Source organism: Mesorhizobium sp. M2C.T.Ca.TU.002.02.1.1, from assembly GCF_003997225.1.
This window is the reverse complement of record NZ_RZTO01000894.1, coordinates 1-2,389: the sequence shown is the minus strand read 5'-3', so window position 1 is coordinate 2,389 and position 2,389 is coordinate 1. Positions and strand designations below refer to the sequence as shown.

Below are 2,389 nucleotides of genomic sequence, written 5' to 3'. Positions count from 1 at the left end.
GGGATTTCGGCCGCGGCTTCGGCGGCGGCCGAATCGTTTGACTGCGTCATTGATCCCGCAATCGTCGTCAAGGTTGGCAGCCAGGTTCCGGGCCTGCTCGATTCCGTCATTATCAACCGCGGCGACAGGGTCACCGCCGGCGAGGCAATCGCTACGCTCTCGTCGAAAGTCGAGTCGGCCACGGTGGCGCTGATGACGGTGCAGGCAGGGAGCACAAGCGAGATCGAGGCGCAGAAAGCGCGCCTGGACCTCGCGCAAAACAAGCTGTCGCGCATCGAGGAACTGGTAAAGCGCAACATATCGGCGAAGAGCGACCTCGATGCCGCGGTCGCGGAGGCGGAGGTGGTGAAACGGGAGTTGGCGCTCGCGGAGATGCGCAAGCGCGCGGCGGAACTGGAACTCAACCGGGCGCAGGCCGTGCTCGAACAGAAGACCATCCGCAGCCCAATCACCGGTATCGTGATCCAGCGGTCGCTTTCCAAGGGCGAGTATCTCGATCAGGACAAACAACTCGCCACTATCGCCCAGCTCGACCCTCTGTTTGTCGAGTCCTTCCTCCCTGTGAACAAGTTCGGCAGCATCAAGGTGGGCATGCCGGCAATCGTCAAGCCTAACGAACCGATCACTGGCACCTATGAGGGGACCGTCAAAGTCGTGGATTCGGTGTTTGATGCTGCGTCCAGCACGTTCGGTGTGCGTGTGGAACTCTCTAATACCGGCCAAAAGCTCCCCGCCGGCCATCGCTGCAGGGTTTCCTTCGACGGCACGACGGATTGAATGCCGACTTCCGAGACCTGGCGTCGGATTGATTCTCTCTGGCAGGGCAACTGTCGCACTACTAAGCAGCCTCGGCTGCCGGCATGGTGGCGGGCGGCGTTGCGATATATAAGGTCCTCACGTCGCTGGCATGTTCGTCAGCGCGCGCGAGGCTTGCCACTGCTTTTGCCTTTTCCGCGATGAACGCCTTTCTGCCTCTCGTCGACCAGATTTCTCGCAACTGTTCGCCTTGATCGGTATTGAGCCTGTCGCCCATCCAAAGCATTGCTCCGTAGATGATGGCGCGATCGTCATTGGGCGCTGCGATCGACGCCTATGACGCGCAAGGCATGGTTCACCAGGCTGCGACATGGCGGGTGTTGGGGAAGGTTGAGTGGCGGAGGGAGTGGGATTCGAACCCACGGTGAACTTGCGCCCACGCCGGTTTTCAAGACCGGTGCCTTAAACCGCTCGGCCATCCCTCCATCGTGATTTTTCACGAGGCGCTTCGTTCCGCTGACCACAAGGCCGTGCCGACAGGAACGCAAGCGCCCCATGCTCTAGTGCGCCGTGCAAAGATCTGTCAATCGCAGGAAAGGCTCAATCACTGTTCTCGGGAGCCGGCGGGCAATTGCAGGAAGCCGGTCGGATGCAATTGACAATGCCGCCAAGACCCTGCCAATCTGTACATGCTAATATTCTAACGGGGGAATTGATGAAAAAGATCTATGAGAAGCCGGTTTTGACGAAGCGCCAGAAGCTGTCTCGTGCGACGGCCCAACAGCTGCCGTCCGACGTGCAGCCGCAATAGCGGGACAAAGCCTTACTCTTATTCGGATTTGACGCGCCGACGATCTTGTGGCCGGCGCTATCGGCAGAAGAGTATCCTCGAACGAGCAAGGACCTTCCGAGCGGCGGTATTGTGCTCGTGCCATAATCTCGCCCTGTTGCGGCCATAATCGATTAACATCGTGATAAGCAATTCCTGTGCAAAAGGGATTGGGGATCAAGGTGTTGGCCTAACGGGCGACTTCTGGCTCCGACAGGTGCAGCACGGTAGGGGACAATCGAAAACATGCAGGAACTGGCGCGCCCGCGTCTTCGTCGCGCTTCTGCTTTCGCCCTGTGCGCCCTTTCGGGCCTGCTGCTGGCTGCCTGCGCCTCGCAACCCGAGCCGAAGGGGATGGTTTACAAGAAGGCCCGCTCCAAGGAATATTTCGCCGAATCCGAATATGGCGTGAAGGCGAGCCCGCGCGTCCAGTTCATGCGGCGCGGCGGCGGCCGCGACCAGCTCGGAAAACCCTATCAGGTGCGCGGCAAGTGGTATTATCCGAAGGAAGATAAGAAGGGCTTCACCAAGGTCGGGCTGGCGTCCTGGTATGGCGATGCCTTCCACGGCCGTCTGACCGCCAATGGCGAAGTCTATGATATGACGCATCTGACGGCGGCGCATCCGACGATGCCGCTGCCGAGCTATGCCCGCGTTACCAATCTGGAGACCGGCAGTTCGGTGATCGTGCGCGTCAACGACCGCGGCCCCTATCATGAAGGCCGCATCATCGACGTCTCCGAACGCGCGGCGCAGATGCTCGACTACGACAAGGTCGGCACGGCCAGGGTCAAAGTCGAATAT

At 60.0% G+C, this 2,389-nt stretch carries 3 protein-coding genes and 1 tRNA gene; 2 read left to right on the top strand and 2 right to left on the bottom strand.

Translation table 11 applies throughout. From position 1 onward, the window contains the following. A partial coding sequence (locus tag EOD07_RS31065; RefSeq protein ID WP_127238007.1) for an efflux RND transporter periplasmic adaptor subunit occupies positions 1 to 777 on the top strand: 777 nt, incomplete at its 5' end. A gap of 61 nt (positions 778 to 838) precedes the next feature. Here the strand turns inward: EOD07_RS31065 and traD are convergent. Both traD and EOD07_RS31055 read right to left on the bottom strand, forming a co-directional pair. Further along, on the bottom strand, positions 839 to 1,084 hold the full coding sequence (gene traD, locus EOD07_RS31060) for a conjugal transfer protein TraD (protein WP_281059101.1): 246 nt from the start codon (positions 1,082 to 1,084) through the stop codon (positions 839 to 841). Positions 1,085 to 1,151: 67 nt separating this feature from the next. Then, positions 1,152 to 1,241 (bottom strand) — tRNA-Ser (locus tag EOD07_RS31055). A 590-nt stretch (positions 1,242 to 1,831) separates the two neighbouring features. On the opposite strand from EOD07_RS31055, the gene EOD07_RS31050 reads away from it, so the two are divergent. Then, positions 1,832 to 2,389: septal ring lytic transglycosylase RlpA family protein (locus tag EOD07_RS31050; protein WP_164772718.1), on the top strand; the 558-nt coding region annotated here is incomplete at its 3' end.